General features: G+C 58.8%; 20 protein-coding genes. 10 read left to right on the top strand and 10 right to left on the bottom strand.

The window, feature by feature from the left end; all coding sequences use genetic code 11:
- Window positions 1–286: 286 nt before the first annotated feature.
- From NYR50_RS13700 to NYR50_RS13690, 3 genes are all read right to left on the bottom strand, one after another.
- Window positions 287–1,213 carry a DMT family transporter gene (locus NYR50_RS13700; RefSeq protein WP_174019720.1) on the bottom strand — a complete coding sequence of 309 codons (927 nt, stop codon included), beginning with the start codon at window positions 1,211–1,213 and terminating at the stop codon, window positions 287–289.
- A gap of 116 nt (window positions 1,214–1,329) precedes the next feature.
- On the bottom strand, window positions 1,330–2,211 hold the full coding sequence (locus tag NYR50_RS13695; protein WP_010970728.1) for a LysR family transcriptional regulator: 882 nt from the start codon (window positions 2,209–2,211) through the stop codon (window positions 1,330–1,332).
- Window positions 2,208–2,498 (bottom strand): putative quinol monooxygenase, encoded by a 291-nt coding sequence (locus NYR50_RS13690; RefSeq protein ID WP_035256082.1) that lies wholly within the window; start codon window positions 2,496–2,498, stop codon window positions 2,208–2,210. The genes NYR50_RS13695 and NYR50_RS13690 overlap by 4 nt, the downstream gene beginning before the upstream one ends.
- A gap of 198 nt (window positions 2,499–2,696) precedes the next feature.
- Between NYR50_RS13690 and NYR50_RS13685 the strand changes: the two genes are divergently transcribed.
- The 3 genes from NYR50_RS13685 to NYR50_RS13675 all read left to right on the top strand — a co-directional run bounded on the left by NYR50_RS13685 (window position 2,697) and on the right by NYR50_RS13675 (window position 6,552).
- Window positions 2,697–4,193, top strand: a complete 1,497-nt coding sequence (locus tag NYR50_RS13685; RefSeq protein ID WP_418136293.1) for a CoA-acylating methylmalonate-semialdehyde dehydrogenase — start codon at window positions 2,697–2,699, stop codon at window positions 4,191–4,193.
- Between the two features lie 228 nt (window positions 4,194–4,421).
- Window positions 4,422–5,492, top strand: coding sequence for a YjgN family protein (locus tag NYR50_RS13680; RefSeq protein WP_418136292.1), 1,071 nt, complete (start codon window positions 4,422–4,424; stop codon window positions 5,490–5,492).
- Window positions 5,482–6,552, top strand: a complete 1,071-nt coding sequence (locus NYR50_RS13675; protein WP_418136291.1) for a M48 family metallopeptidase — start codon at window positions 5,482–5,484, stop codon at window positions 6,550–6,552. Before NYR50_RS13680 ends, NYR50_RS13675 begins: the two co-directional genes overlap by 11 nt.
- Window positions 6,553–6,576: 24 nt before the next feature.
- On the opposite strand, the gene NYR50_RS13670 is transcribed toward NYR50_RS13675, so the two are convergent.
- On the bottom strand, window positions 6,577–7,626 hold the full coding sequence (locus NYR50_RS13670) for a Fe(3+) ABC transporter substrate-binding protein (RefSeq protein ID WP_418136290.1): 1,050 nt from the start codon (window positions 7,624–7,626) through the stop codon (window positions 6,577–6,579).
- 173 nt (window positions 7,627–7,799) lie between these two features.
- Between NYR50_RS13670 and rirA the strand changes: the two genes are divergently transcribed.
- The 7 genes from rirA to NYR50_RS13635 all read left to right on the top strand — a co-directional run bounded on the left by rirA (window position 7,800) and on the right by NYR50_RS13635 (window position 14,062).
- A complete protein-coding gene (gene rirA / locus NYR50_RS13665; RefSeq protein WP_006310047.1) occupies window positions 7,800–8,270 on the top strand; it encodes an iron-responsive transcriptional regulator RirA in 471 nt (156 codons plus the stop codon).
- A gap of 168 nt (window positions 8,271–8,438) precedes the next feature.
- Window positions 8,439–9,485 carry an AbrB family transcriptional regulator gene (locus NYR50_RS13660; protein ID WP_418136289.1) on the top strand — a complete coding sequence of 349 codons (1,047 nt, stop codon included), beginning with the start codon at window positions 8,439–8,441 and terminating at the stop codon, window positions 9,483–9,485.
- A gap of 146 nt (window positions 9,486–9,631) precedes the next feature.
- A complete protein-coding gene (locus tag NYR50_RS13655) occupies window positions 9,632–10,543 on the top strand; it encodes an ABC transporter substrate-binding protein (RefSeq protein WP_418136288.1) in 912 nt (303 codons plus the stop codon).
- Window positions 10,544–10,626: 83 nt separating this feature from the next.
- Window positions 10,627–11,793, top strand: a complete 1,167-nt coding sequence (locus NYR50_RS13650; RefSeq protein ID WP_418136287.1) for an ABC transporter permease — start codon at window positions 10,627–10,629, stop codon at window positions 11,791–11,793.
- Window positions 11,790–12,728 (top strand): ABC transporter ATP-binding protein, encoded by a 939-nt coding sequence (locus tag NYR50_RS13645; protein ID WP_418136286.1) that lies wholly within the window; start codon window positions 11,790–11,792, stop codon window positions 12,726–12,728. The genes NYR50_RS13650 and NYR50_RS13645 overlap by 4 nt, the downstream gene beginning before the upstream one ends.
- Entirely contained in the window at window positions 12,725–13,465 is a 741-nt protein-coding gene (locus tag NYR50_RS13640; protein WP_418136285.1) for an ABC transporter permease, read from the top strand. Before NYR50_RS13645 ends, NYR50_RS13640 begins: the two co-directional genes overlap by 4 nt.
- Before the next feature lie 108 nt (window positions 13,466–13,573).
- Complete coding sequence (locus tag NYR50_RS13635; protein ID WP_174007583.1) at window positions 13,574–14,062, top strand: gluconokinase; 489 nt, start codon at window positions 13,574–13,576, stop codon at window positions 14,060–14,062.
- On the opposite strand, the gene NYR50_RS13630 is transcribed toward NYR50_RS13635, so the two are convergent.
- From NYR50_RS13630 to NYR50_RS13605, 6 genes are all read right to left on the bottom strand, one after another.
- The gene (locus NYR50_RS13630) at window positions 14,059–15,360 is read right to left on the bottom strand and encodes an NAD(P)/FAD-dependent oxidoreductase (protein WP_418136284.1); all 1,302 of its coding nucleotides are present in this window, start codon (window positions 15,358–15,360) and stop codon (window positions 14,059–14,061) included. The two genes, NYR50_RS13635 and NYR50_RS13630, sit on opposite strands and share 4 nt — an antisense overlap.
- A 1-nt stretch (window position 15,361) precedes the next feature.
- Window positions 15,362–16,723 (bottom strand): glutamine synthetase family protein, encoded by a 1,362-nt coding sequence (locus tag NYR50_RS13625; RefSeq protein WP_174006506.1) that lies wholly within the window; start codon window positions 16,721–16,723, stop codon window positions 15,362–15,364.
- 172 nt (window positions 16,724–16,895) lie between these two features.
- Window positions 16,896–18,143: an NAD(P)/FAD-dependent oxidoreductase gene (locus tag NYR50_RS13620; RefSeq protein WP_418136283.1), complete on the bottom strand. Its 1,248-nt coding sequence runs from the start codon at window positions 18,141–18,143 to the stop codon at window positions 16,896–16,898.
- A gap of 99 nt (window positions 18,144–18,242) precedes the next feature.
- Window positions 18,243–19,883 (bottom strand): ABC transporter ATP-binding protein, encoded by a 1,641-nt coding sequence (locus NYR50_RS13615; RefSeq protein ID WP_418136282.1) that lies wholly within the window; start codon window positions 19,881–19,883, stop codon window positions 18,243–18,245.
- Between the two features lie 5 nt (window positions 19,884–19,888).
- On the bottom strand, window positions 19,889–21,004 hold the full coding sequence (locus NYR50_RS13610; RefSeq protein WP_373371958.1) for an ABC transporter permease: 1,116 nt from the start codon (window positions 21,002–21,004) through the stop codon (window positions 19,889–19,891).
- Between the two features lie 29 nt (window positions 21,005–21,033).
- Window positions 21,034–22,128 (bottom strand): microcin C ABC transporter permease YejB, encoded by a 1,095-nt coding sequence (locus NYR50_RS13605; RefSeq protein WP_080811168.1) that lies wholly within the window; start codon window positions 22,126–22,128, stop codon window positions 21,034–21,036.
- Window positions 22,129–22,206 lie beyond the last annotated feature (78 nt).

The raw sequence follows: 22,206 nt of genomic DNA, 5'->3' as shown, positions 1-22,206 counted from the left end.
GTCTCCTGCGATGACGAGGAGGTTCACGGACCGACGCAGGGCGTCAGGCCGCACGCAAAAAGCACGCGCGCGAAGCACATTCAGGTTTTTCATAGTTTTTAATCCGCCGGCCAATTTTGCAGGCGGTACCGACATCACGAGAGCGCCGTAAAACTCTCGCCAGAGGGGCCCGGCACCTTTGTTTCCTCTGCCCATACGAGACAAATTATCGCAGGGCCCTCTCTTACTTCCTGAAGATCACGCCTTCGTCAAGTCCCGTGATTGTGACCAAGACCAACTAGAAAGATCAAACCTGCTCCGCAGCCAGTCTGTCGGCCGCGTCGCGGCGTCGCTTGAGTGTATTTTCGCGGAAGAAAATATAAAGGCCGGAAAGAACAATCAGGCCTGCACCGACAACGATACTGGTCTGCGGCACATCGTTGAAGAACAGCCAGCCGAAGATCACCGCCCAGAGCAGCAGGGTATATTGCAGCGGCGCGACGGTGGCGGCGTCGGCAAGCTTCAAGGCCCGGTTGACCAGCACATGCGCCGCCATGGCGACCACGCCGAGCAGGCTCAGAAACGCCAGGTCGAAGCTGGACTGGACCGGTAGCCAGCCAGATGGGGTCATGAATACCGCAACGATGCCCGCAAGCCCTGCGCCGATGATCTGCCAGAAAGCCAGCACGGTATCCGGCGTGTTGCGCAGCTGGCGGCCGGACAACATCATGAAGGCGAAGGCAGCGCTGCCGAGAATGGAAAAGAGTGCTGCGGAGGTGAGGCTTGCCGAGCTGGGTTTGAGCGCAATGAGAACGCCGACAAAACCGATGGCGATGGCCGTCCAGCGGCGCCAGCCGACCTTCTCTCCGAGCAGAAACGGCGCCAGCGCGGCCACATAAATGGGGGCCGCCAGCCAGTAGGTCATGACATCCGCCAGCGGCAGGCTCGCCACTGCGAAATAGAAACAGAAAAGTTCGGCCGTCGAGAAGAACACACGCGCAACCTGAAGGCCGGGCCGCTCGACATTCACGAGGCCGGAAAGGCCGGCTCTCCAGACGATCGGAACGAGAATGACAAGTGCTGCCGCACTTCTGATCAGGATGACCTGACCCTGGCTATAGGTTGATACCAGCCATTTGCCCATGGCGTCGTTCAATGCAAAAAGCAGCATTCCAAGCAGCATGACGGCCACGCCGAGGCCAGTCGGCGAAAGCTTTCTTATCATAGTCGACATGTCAGATTCCGATTTCTCCCAATGGCTGCATTGGTCGTCCAGCCAGCAGCCCTTTGTCAAGCCCGGAACGACCTGCCATCAGCAATTAATAGTACTAATAGATCGGCAGGCGGATGTCAGATGAAGATGCGCCGCTCTTCCGCGACCAGTTCCTGGAGAAAATCCACCACCGTGCGGACACGGACCAGCTGGCGCGCGGATTCGTGATAGGCCGTCCAGTAGGAACGGCTGATACCGAGATGTGGCATGATCCGCATAAGTTCGGGATATTGTCCGGCGATGTAATTGTGCAGGATGCCGATCCCCGCCCCCGACCGCACCGCCTCCGTCTGGCCGGTGGCGCTGGAGATTTCAAAGGCCGCGTCCCAGTCGCGCATGATCTCGCCGGTATAATTGAGTGAGGGTGAAAAGATCAAATCCTCCACATATCCGATCCGCCGGTGGCGCTTCAGCGCCTCGACATCGTCAGGCGTTCCGTGGTCGGCCAGATAATCCGCGGAGGCATAGAGGCCCAGCGAATAATCCGTCAGTTTCGAAAACATCAACCTGCCCTGCTCCGGCCGCTCGATGGTGATGGCGATATCGGCCTCGCGCTGCGACAAAGAGAAGGACCGCGGCACGGGCACGAGCTGGATTTTCAGGTCGGGATAACGGGCCGTCAGCCGGCCGAGCCTTGGCGCAAGGAAGGAGACGCCGAGGCCATCTGGCGCGCCGATGCGCACCGTTCCCGCTACCGCCGTATCGACGCGGCCGAGATTTGCCTGGGCATTCAGCATTTCGGTTTCCATGCGCTCGGCGGCACCCAAAAACCGCTGACCCTCCTCGGTCATTTCGCAGCCATTCGTCCGACGGATAAACAACTGGGTCTTCAGCGCCTGCTCCAGCAGCGTCAATCGCCGCGAAAGCGTCGCATGGTTGAGTCCAAGCCGTTTTGATGCGGCGAGTATCTGCCCGGAACGGGCAACGGCAAGGAATATGCGGACGTCATCCCAATTCATGGCTTGCTGCGCATCATTACGGGTTCAACCTCGATCAAAGTGAGCGATGTCACCATTCCCGCCACACCCTCCTTGTATTTCAGGAAGTGCGGCGTCTGCAGATGAGCCTCGTATGCCGCCTGGTTCGCATAAACTTCGAGGATGCGAAGCTTTTCCGGGCTGCCTTTGATCGCCACGGCGTTTAACGCAAGCACGCCATTTTCAAGACGGACCGAAGCCTCGATTTCCTCTGCAAGCAATCTGCGATAGGCTTCCAGATGGGTCGGATCGATCTCTATTTCAGCCATCCTCACGACGCGTTCATCGCTCGCCAATTTTTTGACTTTCTTTTTGATCGGCGAACTCGCCGCTATCGGACATCAGGAAACGTCTCAAAACACTTATCGTGCTTTAATTTACGCACAACGGTTTCTTATCCGAGTTCATTGATTTGTACAAATTCAAGTGCGATGCTGCATCCATCAAAAAATCGCGGAGGAATATCCATGAAGGAAATCGGTCATTTCATTAATGGCAAACATGTGCCGGGCACCAGCGGCCGCACATCTGATGTCTACAACCCGGCAACCGGCGAAGTGCAGGCAACTGTCGCGCTTGCAAGCGACGCCGAACTGCGCGCCGCCGTGGAAAGCGCCAAGGCGGCACAGCCGAAGTGGGCCGCCACCAACCCGCAGCGCCGCGCCCGCGTTTTCTTCAAGTTCGTCGAACTTCTGAACCGCGACATGAACGAGCTTGCGGTTCTTCTCTCCAGCGAGCACGGCAAGACCGTCGAGGATTCCAAGGGTGATATCATCCGCGGCCTCGAAGTCTGCGAATTCGTCTGCGGCATTCCGCATCTGCAGAAGGGTGAGTTCACCGAGGGTGCCGGCCCTGCCATCGACATGTATTCGATCCGCCAGCCGGTCGGCATCGGCGCGGGCATCACCCCGTTCAACTTCCCCGGCATGATCCCGATGTGGATGTTTGCACCGGCGATCGCCTGTGGCAATGCCTTCATCCTCAAGCCTTCCGAGCGCGATCCGTCGCTGCCGATCCGCCTTGCCGAACTGATGATCGAAGCCGGTCTTCCGGCCGGCATCCTCAACGTCGTCAACGGCGACAAGGGTGCTGTCGACGCCATCCTGACCGACCCGGATATCGGCGCGGTCTCCTTCGTCGGCTCGACGCCGATTGCCCGCTATGTCTATGGCACCGCCGCCATGAACGGCAAGCGCGCGCAGTGCTTCGGCGGCGCGAAGAACCACATGATCATCATGCCGGACGCCGATCTCGATCAGGCCGTGAACGCATTGATGGGCGCTGGTTACGGTTCGGCCGGCGAGCGCTGCATGGCCGTTTCCGTTGCGGTTCCGGTCGGTGAAGAGACGGCCAATCGTCTTGTTGAGAAGCTCATCCCGCAGATCGAAGCGCTGAAGATCGGCCCCTATACCGATGACAAGGCTGATATGGGTCCCCTTATCACCAAGGAAGCGCAGACTCGCGTTCAGGGACTGATCAACAGCGGCGTCGAACAGGGCGCGAAGCTTTTGGTCGACGGCCGTGACTTCAAGCTCCAGGGTTATGAAGACGGCTATTTCGTCGGCGGCTGCCTGTTCGACAACGTCACCCCTGACATGGACATCTACAAGACGGAAATCTTCGGACCGGTTCTGTCCGTCGTTCGTGCCAAGAACTACGAAGACGCGCTGGAACTGCCGATGAAGCACGAATACGGCAACGGCGTCGCGATTTACACCCGTGACGGCGACGCCGCCCGTGACTTCGCAAGCCGCATCAATATCGGCATGATCGGCATCAACGTTCCGATCCCGGTTCCGCTCGCCTATCACTCCTTCGGCGGCTGGAAGGCCTCGAGCTTCGGCGATCTCAACCAGCACGGCACGGATTCGATCAAGTTCTGGACGAAAACCAAAACGATCACCTCGCGCTGGCCGTCCGGCATCAAGTCCGGTGCCGAATTCGTCATGCCGACGATGAAATAAACCGAAAAGCCAGCAACCAAAACAAAAAGCCTCGCTGCGAAAACAGCGAGGCTTTTTTTGATTAAAAAGATTACTAAAAAAATCAAGTTTCTTTCGTCAAAATAATTCCACTTAAAGCTGTTATCGCGTAAGAGAGCCGCTGCGGCGTGGGGACGCTGCCAATCGACGATTACGGGGAAGCCTGCAAACTCAATCTGCCCGGAGAAGGGCATGTCATGAGGGACTATTATGAGTGAAATCTCAGTCAGCGCGGATCAGCGCGCGCTCGAACGTGGCTCGTTCAGTGGAAATGCCAAGGAATATTTTGGCATCTGGATCGTCAATATTCTGCTGACGATCGTCACGATCGGTATCTATTCCGCCTGGGCAAAGGTGCGCCGCAAGCGTTATTTCAATGGCAACACCGTGCTGGCCGGCCGCGCTTTCGGTTATCACGCCACCGGCGGGCAAATCTTCAAGGGTCGGCTGATCGCCTTTGCCTTCATCGTCGTCTCGCAGCTTGTTGGCCTTATCCATCCGTTTCTGGTCTTCGTGCCGGCAATCCTGCTGATGATCTTCTTTCCCTGGCTCATCACGCGCAGCATTCGTTTCAATACGCGGGTGACAAGCTACCGCAATGTCCGTTTCGATTTCGTCGGCACTGCGGGAGGCGCCTTTGTCTCCATTCTGCTCGGCAGCCTCGTCGCGCTTTTCTCCTTCGGCATTCTGGCGCCGCTATCCAGCCGGTGGGCGAACCGCTATATTTTCAGCAATCTGCGCTATGGTGATCGTCCGTTTAGCGCCGATCCGAAGATCAGCGCACTTTACCGGGTCTGGATCATTCCTGCGATCATGGTGGTGATCGGCAGCATCGTGGTCGGTTTCTTCGGCATTGCCGCCTTTGCGGCCAATAGTGCGATCCTCGAAGACGAGACGGCCGCCATGGTTACCGCGCTCGCTTCCCTCTATATCGGCGTTTTCGGCGCATTTCTGGTTTATGGCCTCGCGGGCGTCGTCTATCGCACTGGCGTTCGCAACGTCGTTATTTCGTCCATGCTGCTGGATGGAAAGCATGACCTGCACAGCAACCTGCATCGCGGGCGCTACCTCTGGATCGTCATCTCCAACCTTGTTGTCACCGTTTTCACGCTGGGCCTGATGCGGCCATGGGCAGCTGTGCGCGAGGCGCGCTACACCGTGGAGCGCACGGCGATCCGCTTTAACGGCGATGTCGGCGAGGTCCTTTCGTCGATGGAAGCCACCGGTGCCGCCGTCAGCGCCGAATATATGGATATGGAAGGTTTCGAATTTGGTTTCTGATACCGGAGAAACCGTTTCGGGCGAGTGGCACACCGCTCGTTCCAACCTTTCCAACGCCGCCAGGCTAAAGCTTGGTGGTACGGTCCTTCTCGTGCTTGACGCGAAGGATAATCACGTCAGAACCCAGGCAGAAATAAAAACGGTGGAGATCAGCCATCGGGTGGGCGCCATCCCCCGGGAGTTGCATTTTCCCGATGGGTCATTGTTCGAAACACGTGACAATGACGGCGTGGACAGATTGCTGCACGCGCATATCGCCAGACGTACCGGCGTCGTGCACTGGCTGGAACAGTTCCGCCCGCGATTGATCGGCATCACCACGGCAGCCGTTCTTCTGGCTTATGGCACCTACAAGCTGGCGCTTCCCGCGCTCGTCGAACTAGCGGTCGCTGTCACCCCGCCGATCGTTCCGCAGATCATGTCGGCCAGTACCATGCAGGCCTTCGACAAGACGGTATTCTCCCCAAGTGAGCTGCCGCAGGAAGAGCAGGACGCCATCCGTTCGGAATTTTCCCGGATCGCTGCCCATGCGGAAGGTTCGCCCGAGGACTACAAGCTGAATTTCCGCAAGGGCGGTTATATCGGCCCCAATGCCTTCGCGCTGCCGGACGGGACGCTGGTTTTGACGGATGAACTGGTGGAGCTGGCAGGCGAGGACAGGCAGATGATCACCGGGGTTCTCGCGCATGAAATCGGCCATGTGGAATATGAACACAGCCTGCGGCAGCTTTACCGCGCCGCCGGTGTCGCCGGCCTCGTCATGCTCATTGCCGGCGATGTCGGTTCAGCCATGGAAGATATTCTCACCCAGGGCGGGGGTCTTCTGGCGCTCTCGCATTCACGCGATGCCGAGCGGCAGGCGGATCAGCGCTCAGTCGAGCTGATGCGCAAGGCCGATCTCGACCCCACCGCCATCGAACGTTTCTTCGCGCTGCTGGAGGAAAAACTCAGCGACAAGGGCGGCACCAGCATCATCTCTACCCACCCCGGAACGCCGGAAAGGCGCAAGGCTATCCTTGATTACAATGCGTCACTGGATAACAAGCCGGCGGGCAACTGACCCGCCGGTATTGCGAAAACGGCGTCAGTTGGTCGGGCCGTCGTTGAAACCCACTTCGTCCACCAGCTCTGAAGCCTGTTTGCGATGAGCAGCAATGTCCGTCAGCGGCAGCTTGTCCGGATTGATGGGGCCGAACCCTTTAACGACGTCGGACGGCTCCGCGCCTGGCAGCACCGGATATTCGAAGACCTGCTTGGCGTAGATTTCCTGTGCTTCACGCGAGGCGAGGAATTCCATCAGCTTCAGCGCGTTGTCCTTGTTGGGCGCATATTTCGTCAGGGCCATGCCGGAAATATTCACATGCGTGCCGCGATCGCCAGCATTCGGGAAGATCACCCGCACCGAACCCGCCCATATTTTTTCTTCCGGCTCCTGATCATTGGTCAGCATCAGGCCGACATAATAGGTATTGCCGAGCGCGACATCGCATTCGCCGGAAAAGATCGATTTCGCCTGGCTGCGGTCGGTTCCATCAGGCTTGCGGGCGAGATTATTCTTCAGGCCCGTCAGCCATGTGCGTGTATAATCGACGCCGTGATGGGCGATCATCGAGGCAATCAGCGCGATATTGTAGGAGTGCTGACCATCGCGGATGCAGATCTTGCCCTTCCATTTCGGGTCGGCAAGCTCCTCATAAGTAATATCCTGCTGGGTCACCCGCTCCTTCGAAGCATAGACAACCCGGCCACGCGTCGTAAGGCCAAACCATTCGCCCTCGGGATCACGCAGGTTGGCGGGAATATCCTTTTCGATGACGGGATCATTGAGGACCGGCTGTGTGACCTTACCCTCTTTCGCCTCGACGAGACGGGCGATATCGACCGTCAGCAGCAGATCCGCAGGTGAATTGACCCCCTCTGCCTGAATACGTTCCACCAGACCCTTGTCCAGAAACAGGACGTTCGTCTCGATCCCGGTTTCCTTCGTGAAGGCATCGAGCAGCGGCTGGATCAGTTCAGGTTGGCGATAGGAATAGACGTTAACCTCCCCCTCTGCCAGAGCGGCGGGCGCGAAGGAAAGGATCGTCAGCCCTGAAAAAACGGCAGCGGAAAAGCATGATTTCAAGCTTGCCATTATGAATGCCTCCATTACATTCCGATTCTTGACTTGTTTGTTCATGAATCATGAGGGCGGTCAACAAGGCTGTTCGAGAAATATCGGATGGATGCCAGTTTTTTCAGTTTCTGGAATTGTTCTAAACTGAAAAAGAGACTATATAACTCCACATTGAGAGTTAGGAGACCAGCATGCGTTTGACCAAACAGACCAACTATGCCGTTCGCATGTTGATGTACTGCGCTGCGAATGAAGGCAAGCTGAGCCGCATTCCGGAGATCGCCAGGGCTTACGGCGTGTCTGAGCTGTTCCTTTTCAAAATCCTGCAGCCGCTCAACAAGGCGGGCCTCGTGGAAACCGTGCGTGGCCGCAATGGCGGCGTGCGCCTTGGCAAACCTGCCGAAAAAATCAGCCTGTTTGACGTCGTGCGTGTAACCGAAGACAGCTTCGCCATGGCTGAGTGCTTTGAGGACGGCGCCGTGGAATGTCCGCTCGTGGACAGCTGCGGCCTGAACTCGGCGCTGCGCAAGGCGTTGAATGCCTTCTTCGATGTACTGGCGGAATATTCGATCGATGATCTCGTCAAGGCGCGCCCGCAGATCAACTTCCTGCTCGGGATCGATACGGAAATGCCGAAGATTGCCGCACTTCCGGCAGCCTGATCGCTCCATAACCTATCCGGCAATCGCCAAGCCCGTGGCCACAGGTCACGGGCTTTTCTTTTATCGAAAACGCGTGAAACGTAATATTTTCAGTCTCATGTGTTGACGTCACGGAAGGAAGCGGCGCATTTGGTCGCGAGCTTTTTCAAGCAACCAACCAGCGTCGCAATGATCATCAAGCCTGAATTCCACACATTTGCGCTTACCGCCTTTGTCGGCAGCATGGGCGCACTATTTGCCAGCCTGCTGCACATTCCCGCCCCCTTTCTTTCGGGACCGGCGCTCGCGGTAACAATTACCGGACTGGCGGGCGTAAAGCTCGGAATTCCCGCCTTCATCCGCAATGCCTGTTTCGTCGTCGTCGGCATTTCCATGGGAACGAGCGTCACGCCCTCGGTCATCGATGCCGCAAAGACATGGCCAGTGAGCTTTGTCGTCGTGCTCGTCGCCGTCGTGATCATGCTCTACGTCGCTTACTGGATCCTGCATTACGGTTTCGGTTACGACCGGACAACGGCGATGCTCGGCGCTTCCCCAGGCCATCTCAGCTACATCATCAGCCTCGGCGCCGAGACGAAAAGCGACCTTGCGACCGTCAGCATCGTGCAGAGCGTGCGCGTCCTGGCGCTGACACTTTCCGTGCCGCTGATCGTCGAATATTTCGACCTGGTCAGCACAGAACCCTTGATCACAAATCCGCCAATGGGCCTTTTTACGCTGGCGCTCACCATCGCCGCCTCGCTTCTGACCGGATGGCTTTTCCTGCGCTGGAAATTTCCCGCCGCCCTGCTGCTTGGTGGCGTTGCGATCTCCATCGGCACGCATATTACCGGCCTCACCGAAGGTGGCGTGCCCAGCTGGCTCAGCCTGCCGGTCTATGTGTTGATCGGCTGCCTCATCGGCACGCGCTTTTCGAATGTCTCGCTGATGGAAGTGCGCAAGGGCTTTCTGGCCGGCTTCGTGGTCACCATTGCCGTGATGGTGATTGCCGGCACCATTGCCTGGCTGATTTCACGCGTGACAGGTGTTCCGCTCAATGCCGTCATGATCGCCTATGCGCCGGGCGGTCTCGAAACCATGGCGGCCATGGCGGTAATGATGCATGCCGATACTGCCTATGTCGGTTCGCATCATGTCATCCGGCTTCTCTTCCTGTCCGTGCTGATGCCGCTCGTCATGGGCAAAGATGCGCGCAAGCGGGACGGCGACACCTAGCGCTGGCCATTTGTGCCAACAGGAGCCATCGACGCGAAAATGCGGATGGCGTGCAACTTTTTTTCCGTCCGGCCGTTGATGCTTCGCCGCAATTGCGGCGGCGATTTTTCGCCTGTTCGGCAGGCTGACCCACCGGAGGACTATTCATGAACCGCTTGATGACGTTGACGGGCGCCGGACTCGCGCTTGCTTTTTCTGTTTCCATCGCTCAGGCGCAGGTGGTGGTGTCATCGAAGATCGACACCGAGGGCGGCGTTCTCGGCAACATCATTCTCGCCGTTCTCAACCAGAACAAGATCGAGACGACGGATCGCATCCAGCTCGGCGCTACCCCGGTCGTCAGAAAAGCGATCACCGCGGGCGAGATCGACATCTATCCGGAATATACCGGCAATGTCGCCTTCTTTTTCTCCAAGGCAGATGACCCGCTCTGGAAGGATGCCGCCAAAGGCTATGAAGAGGCAAAAACGCTCGATTATGACGCCAACAAGATTGTCTGGCTTGCGCCGTCGCCTGCCAACAACACCTGGGCGATCGCGCTGCGCAAGGATGTCGCCGACAAGAACAATCTGAAGACGCTTTCCGACTTCGGCAAATATGTCGCCGGTGGTGGCACCGTCGTTCTCGCCGCGTCCTCCGAATTCGTCAATTCCGCCGCTGCCCTGCCCGCCTTTCAGACGACCTATGGTTTCACCATGAAGCCGGATCAGCTGATTACGCTTTCCGGCGGTGACACCGCGGCGACGATCGCCGCCGCCGCGAACCAGACGAACAATGCCAATGCCGCCATGGTCTATGGCACGGATGGCGGCATTGCCCCTTCCGGCCTTGTGGTTCTGGAAGACGACAAGCATGTGCAGCCAGTCTATCAGCCCGCGCCGATCATTCGTGAAGAGGTTCTGAAAAAGCACCCCAATATCGAGGAGCTTCTGAAGCCCGTGTTCGAAAAGCTTGATCTCGCCACCCTGCAGGATCTGAATGCCCGCGTGCAGGTGGGCGGCGAGCAGGCGAAGACGGTGGCGATGGACTTCCTGACAAAGAACGGTTTCGCCAAGTAGGGGCTCATGGCGCGGGAAGAGGATCATGAGAACGGAAGCGCTCTCATCATCCGATCCCAACCGAGGGGACAGGGGAGCAGGATTTGACGAAATGGCCTGACAAGGTGGGCGTGCTGATTTCGTGCCTGCTTCTTTATGCACTTTTTGCGTCGCCATTCATGACGTTTCGCGCCAACAGGATCGTTCAGGGGGAAACACGAACGATCTTCGAGGCCCTTCCATCAACGGCCGCGACGCTCCTTGCGGCCATCATTCTTCTTGCGGCCTTCATGGCCTTTTTCCGCTTTCCCGCATGGTGGAAACTCGCAGCGGCGCTGGCCGGTCTCGCGGCGCTCGCCGTTTTCGTCGGACAGGCAGCCTCCTTTCTCACGCCGGAAGGGAATAGTTTTGCTCGCGTCTCGCCGTCCAGCGGTTTCTGGTTGCTCTTTGTCGGGCTAGCTTTGCTCGCCACGGATTGTATCGCGCGTCTGGAGCCGAAACCCGCCATCCGGATCTTACTGTTGCTGCTGGCGATCGCGGCACTTTCCGCGATATTGGCAAGCGGCCTCTGGAACGATCTCTCCATCATCAAGGAATATACCGGTCGGGCCGACATATTCTGGACCGAGGCCGTGCGGCATGTGGAGCTCGCCATCGGGTCGCTGATCGCGGCCACCGTCGCGGGCATTCCGCTCGGCATCCTCTGCTACAAGGTCGAGCGGCTGCGGGCAGGCGTTCTGAACAGTCTCAATATCGTCCAGACCATCCCCTCCATCGCCCTGTTCGGCCTTCTGATCGCGCCGCTCGGATGGATTGCGGCCACCGTGCCGGGTGCGGCGAGGATCGGCATTGCCGGCATCGGCATGGCGCCGGCCTTCGTGGCGCTGTTTCTCTATTCGCTGCTGCCGGTCGTTTCCAACACGGTGGTCGGTCTTGCCGGCGTTTCGCAGGCAGTTCGGGAAGCGGCGCGCGGGCTTGGCATGACATCAACTCAGCGTTTGCTGCGGGTGGAATTTCCGCTTGCCATGCCGGTCATCCTCACCGGTATCCGCATCGTGCTGGTGCAGAATATCGGGCTCGCGACAATCGCCGCGCTGATCGGTGGCGGCGGGTTTGGCGTTTTCGTGTTTCAGGGCATCGGGCAGACGGCCATGGACCTCGTGCTGCTCGGCACCGTGCCGACCGTTCTCCTCGGCTTTGCCGCCGCGATCACACTCGACGCCCTCATAGAGGGCAATCTCTTCAGCGCAGGCGGAAGGCAGAAGCCATGATCGAAATCGACACCATCACGAAACGATATGGCGATACGACCGTTGTCGACCAGGTCTCGCTGACCGTCGCGCCGCGCACCGTGACCGTCATCGTCGGCACATCAGGATCGGGGAAAACCACCCTGCTGCGCATGATCAACCGACTGGTGGAACCGACCTCCGGCACGATCCGTATCGACGGCGAAGACATTAGCGCCATTCCGGGTTTCAAACTGCGCCGCCAGATCGGCTACGCCATTCAGGGCCATGGACTTTTTCCGCATCGGACCGTGGCGGAAAATATCGCGACCGTGCCGCAGCTGATCGGCTGGAATCGCCAGCGCATCAAGGCCAAGATCGATGCGCTCATGCATCTGTTCCAGCTTGATCCCGCGCTTTATGCGGATCGTTTTCCGCATGAGCTTTCCGGCGGCCAGCAGCAGCGTGTCGGCGTAGCCCGGGCACTGGCCGCGGAACCGAATATTCTCCTGATGGACGAACCCTTCGGCGCGCTGGACCCGGTGATCCGCGCCAAGGCCCAGAACGACCTTCTCGATATCCAGAAGAAACTTGGTGTTACCATCGTCCTCGTCACGCACGATATGGACGAGGCTTTCCATCTGGCGGATCGCATTGCCGTGATGGACAAGGGCCGCGTCGTGCAGGATTGTCCGCCGGCCGAGCTGGTGCTGAAACCGGCGACGGATTTCGTCCGCACCATGATTGGCGAAAACGAACGCGCATTGAAACTGCTTTCGGTTCTGACCGTCGCCGACATCGTGGAGCCGGGAAGTGCGGAAGGTGCGCCGCTCACCGAAGGCACCAGCCAACGCGATGCCCTGTCGGCTATGTTATGGGCGGGCTGCGATGTCTTGCCTGTCATAAAGGACGATGGGCAACCCATCGGCCGGGTGCGGCGTGATGTTCTCCTTCAGCGTGCCACTGGCGCCCCATGAAAAACGCCTTTTCTTTTTTCTCTCTCGGGCTTCTTGTGCTGGCGCTGATCATTTTTCTTGCCGCGCCGCAAATCTTCGCGCCGATCTTCCGCCCTCTCGTGCAGGCCAATGCGCCGGCCATCTACACGCAGGCCAATCTCTTTTCCCTGACGCTGTCGCATCTAACCATCGTTGCGATCGCGACCGGCCTGGCCACGCTCACGGCAGGGGCGCTTGCGGTTCTCGTCACCCGGCCTTTCGGGGCGGATTTCCTGCCGCTGTCGCGCAGCATCGTCAATATCGGCCAGACCTTTCCGCCGGTGGCGGTGTTGGCGCTGGCCGTGCCGATGATCGGGTTTGGCGAGAAACCCACGCTCATCGCCCTGTTTCTCTATGCGCTTCTGCCGGTGTTCGAAAATACGCTGACGGGTCTGACCACCCTGCCAGCCACGGTGATGGATGCCGCCAGAGGCAGCGGCATGACCGGTTGGCAGCGGCTCACCAAAGTGGAGCTGCCGCTTGCCCTTCCGGCCATTCTCGCCGGTGTCAGGCTTTCGGCGGTCATCAGCCTTTCTACCGCGACCATTGGGTCCACGGTTGCCGCCCGCACGCTCGGCGAAGTGATCATCGCCGGCCTGCAATCCAACAATCTCGCCTTCATTCTCCAGGGCGGTTTGATCGTTGCTGCACTGGCGATCCTGATCCACGCTGGCTTTTCCGCACTGGAAAGATCCGCAGCCCGCAAAACCGGGCACTGACATGCGGAGCCGCCCAAATTTAAGGTTCCCGGCACCCGCCGCACATGGTAGGGGCTGACCGTCGAAACAGAAACATCAGAGGTTCGGGTGACACAGGCAATCGTCGTGATGGGAGTGAGCGGCTCTGGCAAGTCCACGGTCGCAGAGGGACTGGCGGAGAAGCTGGGTATCGCCTTCATTGAAGGCGACAAGCTGCACCCGAAATCCAACGTCGACAAGATGTCGGAAGGCATTCCGCTGACGGACGATGATCGCTGGCCATGGCTCGATCTGATCGGTGCGGAACTGCGCAATGGCAGTGAAGGCAAGGGTATCGTGGTTTCCTGCTCCGCCCTCAAGAAAATCTATCGCAACCGCCTTCGTGACGCGACCGGTGGCCCACTCACCTTCGTTTATCTTGATGGCAGCCTGGAGCTTCTCAGCCGGCGCATGGGTGAACGCAAGGGTCATTTCATGCCGCTCTCGCTGCTTCAGACCCAGCTTGCCACGCTGGAAGTGCCGACCGGGGAACCGGGTGTCGTCACGGTCAGCATCGATTCCACACCGGATGAGATCGTAGCGAATGCGCTGGCCGGCCTGAAGACAATAACTTTCTAAAGGCCGAGCTTGTCCCTCAAACCGTACCACCATGCACCAAGCATGGTCAGCGGCACGCGGAACGTCTTACCGCCTGGGAACGGGTAATTCGGCAGCGAGCTCCAGATATCGAAACGTTCTGCGTGGCCGGCAACGGCCTCGCCCAATATCTTGCCGAGCAGATGGGTGGTCGTCACACCATGGCCGCTGTCGCCGTGTGAGAAATAGATATTATCCGAGAGCTTGCCCATATGCGGGATGCGCGTGAGCGTCAGTGCGAAATTTCCACTCCAGGCGAATTCGATCTTGGTCTTTTCCAGCTGCGGAAAGGTCTTCAGCATGTTCGGCCGGATCACACCCGTCAGATCGGTAGGGTCACTGCCGCCATACCCTATACCGCCGCCATAAAGCAGGCGGTTATCCGAGGTGCGGCGGTAATAATCGAGAATGTAATTGGCATCCTCGACACAAAAATTGGCAGGCAGAAGAGCCTTGATAAGGTCCGCATCAAGCGGCTCCGTCGCCATGACCTGGCTTGAGACCGGCATCATCCGCTCGCCGATTTCTGGCAATAAGGTGCCGAGATAGGCATTACCGCAGACGAGAACATATTTCGCCTTCACGCTGCCCATTGCCGTGCGCACGACGGGATTGACGCCCTGCTCCACCGCGATGACGCGCGAATTCTCGAATATGCGGGCTCCCAGGCTTTCAGCCGCCGCCGCTTCGCCCTGCACCAGATTAAGCGGGTGGATATGACCACCGAAGCGGTCGATCATGCCGCCGGCATAACGGTCCGTCTTCACATAGTGACCGAGATCCGCCTCGGAGACCATTTCGAGGCCGCCATGGCCGTGTTTTTCCCAATGGGATTTGTGAGCTTCCATTTCCCGGATTTGCTTCGGCGTAAAGGCCGCGAAGAAGCCGCCGTCGACCAGATCGCAGTCGATGCCGTATTTGGCGACACGACCGCGAATGATCGCGCCGCCTTCCAGCGACATTTCTCCGAGCTTTACCGCTTTTTCGTGGCCGTAACGTCGGGCGATGGTTTCGAGATCACGACTATAGCCATTGACGATCTGGCCGCCATTGCGGCCGGAAGCACCGAAGCCGACCCGAACGCCTTCCAGAACGATGACGGCATAACCGCGTTCACTGAGTTCGAGCGCGGCGGAAATGCCGGTGAAACCGCCGCCGATGATGCAGACATCGGCTTCCAGCGCGCCCTCAAGCGTCGGTCGCACGGATTTGACATTGGCGGAGGCCGCATACCACGACGATGTGTGGCCGGGATTGGGAATGCTCGTTACCTCAGCCATCTCACACCGTCCTGATATAGGCGTCATATTCGACGTCGGTTACACGCAGGGAAAATTCGGAAAGCTCTTGCTGCTTGCAGGCGGAAAACAGCGTGCGGTACTTCTGGCCGAGCGTCGCATAGGCAAAGCTCGAACGCGTGAAGCGCTGCAATGCATAGTCCCAGTTGGTGGGCAGCGGTTCGTGATTGATCGCGTGGCTGTCACCGGCAATCGCTCCGCCGGGCTGACGCTTCTCCTTCATGCCGGCGATAGCGGCGCTCAGGATCATCGCGAGGACCAGATAGGGATTGGTGTCGGCGCCGGCGACGCGGTGTTCGATGCGGGTTGCCGCCTTGCTGGCAACGATGACGCGGACCGCTGCCGAGCGGTTGTCGATACCCCACGAGGCATAGGTCGGTGCGTGTTCGCTGGGGGTCAGGCGGCGATAGGAGTTGGCATGGGGTGCGAAGATCGCCATGCTCTCCCCCATGTTTTCCAACAGGCCGCCGACCGAATGCATCAGCGCATCCGACGGGCCGTTTTCCCCGGCGTAGATATTCCTGCCGTCCCTGTCGAGAACGGAAAAATGCACATGCATGCCGTTGCCGGCCTGCAGCCCATAGGGCTTGGCCATGAAGGTGGCGTCGAGTTCGTGCCGTCGCGCCACGCCCTTGACGATGCGTTTCAGGAAGACGGCAAAATCGGCGGCCTGCAGGGCATCCGGCACATGGTTGAGGTTGATCTCATATTGTCCCGGGCCATTCTCCCGCAGCGTCGTATCTGCAAGCACACCCTGTGCGCGGCAGGCTGTCGCGATATCATGGAAGACATCCTCGAAATCCTGCAATTCGGAAATCGACAGAACCTGCGTCTGGCCAGTGTGCCAGCGGCCTTCGCGGCTGTGCGGCGGGCGCACCGGGTCAAGCGCCGAGCGGACGGGATCGATGAGGTAGAATTCCAGCTCGGTCGCCACGACCGGCGTGAGGCCAGCCTTTTTATAGGCGCTCAGAACCTGCGACAGAACATGGCGTGGATCGCCATAAAAGCCGGTTCCATCCGCGTTTTTCATCGCCAGCAGAACCTGCGCCGTCGGGCGGCCAAGCCATGTCACCCGTGACAGCGTGCCGGGAACGGGGAAACAGAAACCATCGGGATCACCCGTGCCTTCGGCAAGACCTGCGGCGTGCACATCCCGGCCCCAGATATCCAGCGCATAAACGGATCGCGGGATCGCCATTCCCTTTTCAAGCACGTCGATTGCCCTCTCACGCGGAATCCATTTGCCACGCGGGACGCCGTTCGCGTCTATGACGAAAGCTTCGAGAATTTCGATATCGGGATTATCAGCGAAAAATTTCTTTGCGTTTTCAATATCATACATCATGCACCAGTAAGCCGTTTCCATCTCGTTTCATGCGCAGCGAGTTTCGCTAACGAAAGTCGTCCTGCTGCTGATAGATGAGAAACCTCGCCACCATGATGACGTTTGCCCCTTTTTCCCTTTATATATGATCATGTTACGTGGGCTGTCACAGGAAGGCCAGCGGATTCGGTTATCAGGGATTGAACCTTTCCGGACGATAGGCATCGATGGCGATAACAGGCGCTTCTCCCAGCATGGTTTCCGCCAGAACACGACCGGTAATCGGACCAAGCGTCAGTCCGTGATGGGCATGTCCGAAGGCGAACCACAAGGTTCTGTGGCGCGGCGCCTTGCCGATGATCGGCATCATGTCAGGCGTGCAGGGCCTGGCACCCATCCAAGGTTCCGCATCCAGCCGGCCGCCAAGGGGAAAGACTGTGCGGGCAACCCGTTCCGCCCGCTCGATCTGCACGGGGGATTTCGGTGCATCGCGTTCGGCAAATTCGGCACCGGTTGTCAGGCGGATGCCCTTGCGCATCGGCGCCAGGAAGTATCCCCGCTCGGCATCGATCAGCCAGTTGTTGAGCTTTGTGCCTTCCTGCGGCGCATAATGCATGTGATAGCCGCGCTTCACGCCAAGCGGGAAGCGATAGCCCAGCCTTTCCGTCACCGCGTCCGCCCACGGGCCAAGTGCCACAACGGCCTGTTCGGCCTCCACCGCCCCCGTCTCGGTACGCACCGTCCAGCCGCTTGTCGTCTGGCTGAGGGTGGAGGCATCACCCCGAACAAAGGTTCCACCGAGGCTTTCAAACAGTTTGACATAAGCAAGCGTCAGCGCGTGCGGATCGCGTACTGACCAAGGATCATTCCATTTCAGGCCGCCGACGAAATCACGACTGAGATGCGGTTCTGCCGTCGCCAGCTCTTCAGCGTCAAGTTTGGTGTGGGAAATGCCGTGTTCGCGCGAAAGACGCTCAGCAAAGGCATAGTCAGCATCCCGCCTTTCGGCGGTTCTATAGGCCTCCATCCAGCCATTTTTCACGATCAGATCGACGGCCTTCGCTTCATCGATGAGGATATTGTGCTCGGACACGGAGTGCTCGATCAGCGGCGCATAGGCGCGGGCAATCGCGGCATGCCTGCTGGCTGCGGAATTATACCAGTAGCGACCAAGGAAAGGTGCAATCTTCGGCAGGGCCGAGAGGCGATAACGGACATCGATCCTGTTGTTCAGTGAATAGCGCAGCAGCAGCGCAAGGTCCTGCGGGAAGCCATAGGGCACCACGCCCTCTCTCTGGATCAGACCGGCATTGCCGAAAGAGGTCTCTTCGCCCGGTCCGCGCCGGTCCACCAGCACTACCGATTTGCCCCTGCGGGCCAGTTGCAAAGCGACAGAGACCCCGATGATCCCCGCTCCCAAAACGACCACATCCGCTGCCATCGCAATCAATCCGTTTCCGTGTCACGCTGATCACAACATGGGTCGGCGTTTTCCGCAAAGCAACAAAAAATCATTGCCTTAATGGAAAGATGATGTGTCTTACTGGCTGACCGCCTTTGTTTCCACCGCCTCTATATTGAAGGCCGCTGCCAGCAGTGCCTTGGTGTAATCCTGCTGCGGATTGGCGAAAATCTCAACCGCCGGACCGCTCTCCACCACCTTGCCGTGACGCATGACAATCAGGTCGTTGGCGAGCGCCTTCACCACCTTCAGATCATGGCTGATGAAGAGGTAGGCCAGCTCATGTTTCGCCTGAAGATCGCGCAGCAGGTCGACCACCTGCGCCTGCACGCTCATGTCGAGTGCCGATGTCGGTTCGTCCAGCATGACGAAACGGGGTTTAAGCACCATGGCGCGGGCAATGGCGATGCGCTGGCGCTGGCCACCGGAAAACTCATGTGGATACCGCCAGCGCGTGGCCGGATCGAGGCCCACCTCTTCCAGTGCCGTGGCAACCCGCGTATCGCGCTCGTTGGCAGAGAGAGACCGCTCATGAACCTTCAGGCCCTCCGCGATGATTTCGCCAACCGACATGCGCGGGCTGAGCGAACCGTAGGGATCCTGAAAAACCACCTGCAGCCGGTTTCTGAGCGGCTTCATCAATTCATAGGAATAGCTGTCGATCGACTGGCCGATGAAGCTGATGCGACCCTTCGAGGCAATCAGCCGCGAGAGAGCGAGACCAAGCGTCGTCTTGCCGGAGCCGGATTCGCCCACCACGCCTACGGTCTGGCCGGCGCGCAGGGTAATGTCGATACCATCAACCGCCTTCACATGATCGACTACCCGGCGCATCAGCCCCGCCTTGATGGGGAACCAGACCTTGATGTCGTCGCCCTGCATGACCACCGGTTTGCTGGCATCGGAATGCGGCGGCTCGCCCTTCGGCTCGGCGGCCAGCAGATGGCGGGTATAGGCGTGCTGCGGATCGGTAAATACCTGCTCCACCGTGCCGGTCTCGACGATCTTGCCCTTGGTCATGACGCAGACGCGATCGGCAAATTTGCGGACGATGCCGAGATCGTGGGTGATGAACAGCATGGACATGCCGTGCTGTGTCTTCAGATCACCGAGCAGTTCCAGTATCTGCGCCTGCACCGTCACGTCGAGCGCAGTGGTCGGCTCGTCGGCGATCAGCAGTTTTGGCCGGTTGGCGAGCGCCATGGCGATCATCACGCGCTGCCGCTGGCCGCCGGACAATTCGTGCGGATAGGCCTTCAGGCGCTTTTCCGGCTCGCGGATGCCGACCTGTAATAACAGTTCCAGCGTGCGTCCGCGTGCTTCAGCCCCGGTGATGGCATGATGCAGTTCCAGTATCTCGCCGATCTGCCGCTCGATGGTGTGGAGCGGGTTGAGGGAGGTCATCGGCTCCTGGAAGATCATGGTGATGTCGTTGCCGCGCACGGCACGCAGCGCCCGTTCCGGCAGCGTCAGCATGTCCTTGCCGTCGAACAGAATTTTGCCCGAGGGATGGCTCGCCGCCGGATAGGGCAGCAATTTGAGGATGGAATTCGCCGTCACCGACTTGCCGGAACCGGATTCCCCGACGAGAGCGACGACTTCGCCCGGCATCAAGTCGAAGGAAACGTGATCGACAGCGACGCTGGTTGCACCACCCTGATGGAAGGCGACGGAGAGATCACGGACGGAAAGAAGCGGCTGGGTATTTGTTTCCTTCATGGCGATCACCGGAACGTCTTGCGTGGATCGAAGGCGTCGCGCACCGCTTCACCCACGAAGATCAATAGCGAGAGCATGATGGACATGGTGAAGAAGGCGGTGAGGCCGAGCCAGGGCGCCTGAAGGTTGTTCTTGCCCTGCGCGATCATCTCACCCAGCGACGGCGATCCCGGCGGCATGCCGAAGCCGAGGAAATCGAGGGAGGTGAGCGTGGTGATCGACCCGGAGAGGATGAACGGCAGGAAGGTCAGCGTTGCCACCATGGCATTGGGCAGAAGATGCCGGAACATGATTGTCCAATTGCCGACGCCAAGCGCACGGGCAGCACGGACATATTCGAAATTTCTGGCCCGCAGGAATTCGGCGCGGACAATGCCGACGAAGCCGACCCATGAAAACAGCAGCATGATGCCAAGCAGCACAAAGAACCCCGGCGGCAGGATGGCCGCGATGATCAGCAGGATATAAAGCACCGGCATGGACGACCAGATTTCGATGAAACGCTGCAGAAGCAGGTCCGTCCAGCCGCCGAAATACCCCTGAATGGCGCCAGCCGTGACGCCGACAAGGGCCGATGCGATAGTCAGTGTCAGGCCGAACAGCACGGAAATGCGGAAACCGTAGATCATGCGTGCCGTGACATCGCGCGCCTGATTGTCGGTTCCAAGCCAGTTGAGATTGCCAAGCGTACAGCCGGGATCGGCATTGCCTTGCGGGTAAGCCGAGCAGCGTTCCTTTTCATCCATCAGCCAGAAGGGGGCCGTAGGCGCCGAATGCGGAATGTTGGAATTGACCGTCTGGTAGGAATAACGGATCGGCGGCCAGATCATCCAGCCATTGGCGTTGATCTCGTCCTGAATGAAGGAGGATTTGTAATCGGTCTGGGCAAGAAAACCGCCAAATTTTTCTTCCGGATAATCGACCATGACCGGCACGAGAATCTCGCCCTTGTAGGAGGCGAGGATCGGCTTGTCATTGGCGATGAATTCCGCGATCAGGCTCAGGAAAAACAGGATCAGGAACAGCCAGAAGGACCAATATCCGCGGCGGTTCGCCTTGAAATTCTGCCAGCGGCGCTTGGTCGTCGGCGAAAACCATGGGCGCTTCGGCTTTACCAGCATCTCGGTTCCGGCGGGATGGGCAAGCGACATCACACATCCCTCCGCTCGAAATCGATGCGCGGATCGATCCAGGTGTAGATAAGGTCGGATAGCAGGCCAACGACGAGGCCCATCAGCGAGAAGATGAACAGCGTGCCGAAGACGATCGGATAATCCCGGTTGACCACCGAGAGATAACCGAGACGACCGAGACCATCCAGCGAGAAGATATTTTCGATCAGCAGCGAACCGGTGAAGAATGCCGAAATGAAGGCGCCCGGAAAACCGGCGATCACGATCAGCATCGCGTTGCGGAAGACATGGCCGTAGAGAACCCTGCGTTCTGAGAGACCCTTGGCGCGGGCGGTGACGACATATTGCTTCTTGATCTCATCGATGAAGGAATTCTTGGTGAGGAGCGTCGTCGTCGCGAAGGCCGAAAGCGAAAGCGCGATCAACGGCAGGGTCAGGTGCCAGAAATAGTCTATGATCTTCTGCCACCAGTTCAGCTGGTCGAAATTATCCGAGACCAGACCGCGCAGCGGAAACCAGTCGAAAAACGAACCGCCGGCGAAAAGCACGATGAGCAGGATACCGAACAGGAAGCTCGGCACCGCATATCCGATGATGATGATGCCCGATGTCCAGACATCGAAGGTCGAGCCATCGGAAACGGCCTTCTTGATGCCGAGTGGAATGGAAATCACATAGGAAATGATCAGGATCCAGAAGCCGAGCGAGGCCGAGACCGGCAGCTTGTCGATGATGAGATCGATCACCGACGAATTGCGGAAGAAGCTGTCGCCGAAATCGAAGCGGATGTAATTCCACATCATTTCAAGAAAACGGGTGAGCGGTGGCTTGTCGAAGCCGAACTGTTTTTCGAGCTTCTTGATCAGCTCTGGATCAAGACCCTGAGCGCCGCGATATTTCGAGCCGCTTTCATCGAAACCACCGGACTGGCCCGTGAGATCGCCGCCGCCCGAGAGCCGGTCGGAGGCGCTGTCGCCCTGCCCGGTCAGCTGCGCCACGACCTGTTCCACCGGCCCGCCCGGCGCGAACTGGATAACGAGAAACGAAATGCCCATGATGCCGACGATCGTCGGGATCATCAGTGCCAGACGTCTGAGGATATAGGCGCCCATCAGCCTCTGCTCCCGGCCGTTACGCCAGCGGTTTTCGTTTCAGTCAAACCCGGTCCTTTCGTGAAAGCGCCTTACGTG

The organism is Agrobacterium sp. El2ro-1b, assembly GCF_048298475.1.
In the GTDB taxonomy this organism is placed as follows: Bacteria; Pseudomonadota; Alphaproteobacteria; order Rhizobiales; family Rhizobiaceae; genus Agrobacterium; species Agrobacterium fabrum.
This window is presented reverse-complemented; position numbering and strand designations above follow the sequence as displayed.

Bases quoted from the DNA above. Each gene is read 5' to 3' on its own strand.
- NYR50_RS13700 (WP_174019720.1), bottom strand. From the start codon at position 1,213: ATGTCGACTATGATAAGAAAGCTTTCGCCGACTGGCCTCGGCGTGGCC.
- NYR50_RS13695 (WP_010970728.1), bottom strand. From the start codon at position 2,211: ATGAATTGGGATGACGTCCGCATATTCCTTGCCGTTGCCCGTTCCGGG.
- NYR50_RS13690 (WP_035256082.1), bottom strand. From the start codon at position 2,498: ATGGCTGAAATAGAGATCGATCCGACCCATCTGGAAGCCTATCGCAGA.
- NYR50_RS13685 (WP_418136293.1), top strand. From the start codon at position 2,697: ATGAAGGAAATCGGTCATTTCATTAATGGCAAACATGTGCCGGGCACC.
- NYR50_RS13680 (WP_418136292.1), top strand. From the start codon at position 4,422: ATGAGTGAAATCTCAGTCAGCGCGGATCAGCGCGCGCTCGAACGTGGC.
- NYR50_RS13670 (WP_418136290.1), bottom strand. From the start codon at position 7,626: ATGGCAAGCTTGAAATCATGCTTTTCCGCTGCCGTTTTTTCAGGGCTG.
- rirA (WP_006310047.1), top strand. From the start codon at position 7,800: ATGCGTTTGACCAAACAGACCAACTATGCCGTTCGCATGTTGATGTAC.
- NYR50_RS13660 (WP_418136289.1), top strand. From the start codon at position 8,439: ATGATCATCAAGCCTGAATTCCACACATTTGCGCTTACCGCCTTTGTC.
- NYR50_RS13655 (WP_418136288.1), top strand. From the start codon at position 9,632: ATGAACCGCTTGATGACGTTGACGGGCGCCGGACTCGCGCTTGCTTTT.
- NYR50_RS13645 (WP_418136286.1), top strand. From the start codon at position 11,790: ATGATCGAAATCGACACCATCACGAAACGATATGGCGATACGACCGTT.
- NYR50_RS13640 (WP_418136285.1), top strand. From the start codon at position 12,725: ATGAAAAACGCCTTTTCTTTTTTCTCTCTCGGGCTTCTTGTGCTGGCG.
- NYR50_RS13635 (WP_174007583.1), top strand. From the start codon at position 13,574: ATGGGAGTGAGCGGCTCTGGCAAGTCCACGGTCGCAGAGGGACTGGCG.
- NYR50_RS13630 (WP_418136284.1), bottom strand. From the start codon at position 15,360: ATGGCTGAGGTAACGAGCATTCCCAATCCCGGCCACACATCGTCGTGG.
- NYR50_RS13625 (WP_174006506.1), bottom strand. From the start codon at position 16,723: ATGATGTATGATATTGAAAACGCAAAGAAATTTTTCGCTGATAATCCC.
- NYR50_RS13620 (WP_418136283.1), bottom strand. From the start codon at position 18,143: ATGGCAGCGGATGTGGTCGTTTTGGGAGCGGGGATCATCGGGGTCTCT.
- NYR50_RS13615 (WP_418136282.1), bottom strand. From the start codon at position 19,883: ATGAAGGAAACAAATACCCAGCCGCTTCTTTCCGTCCGTGATCTCTCC.
- NYR50_RS13610 (WP_373371958.1), bottom strand. From the start codon at position 21,004: ATGCTGGTAAAGCCGAAGCGCCCATGGTTTTCGCCGACGACCAAGCGC.
- NYR50_RS13605 (WP_080811168.1), bottom strand. From the start codon at position 22,128: ATGGGCGCCTATATCCTCAGACGTCTGGCACTGATGATCCCGACGATC.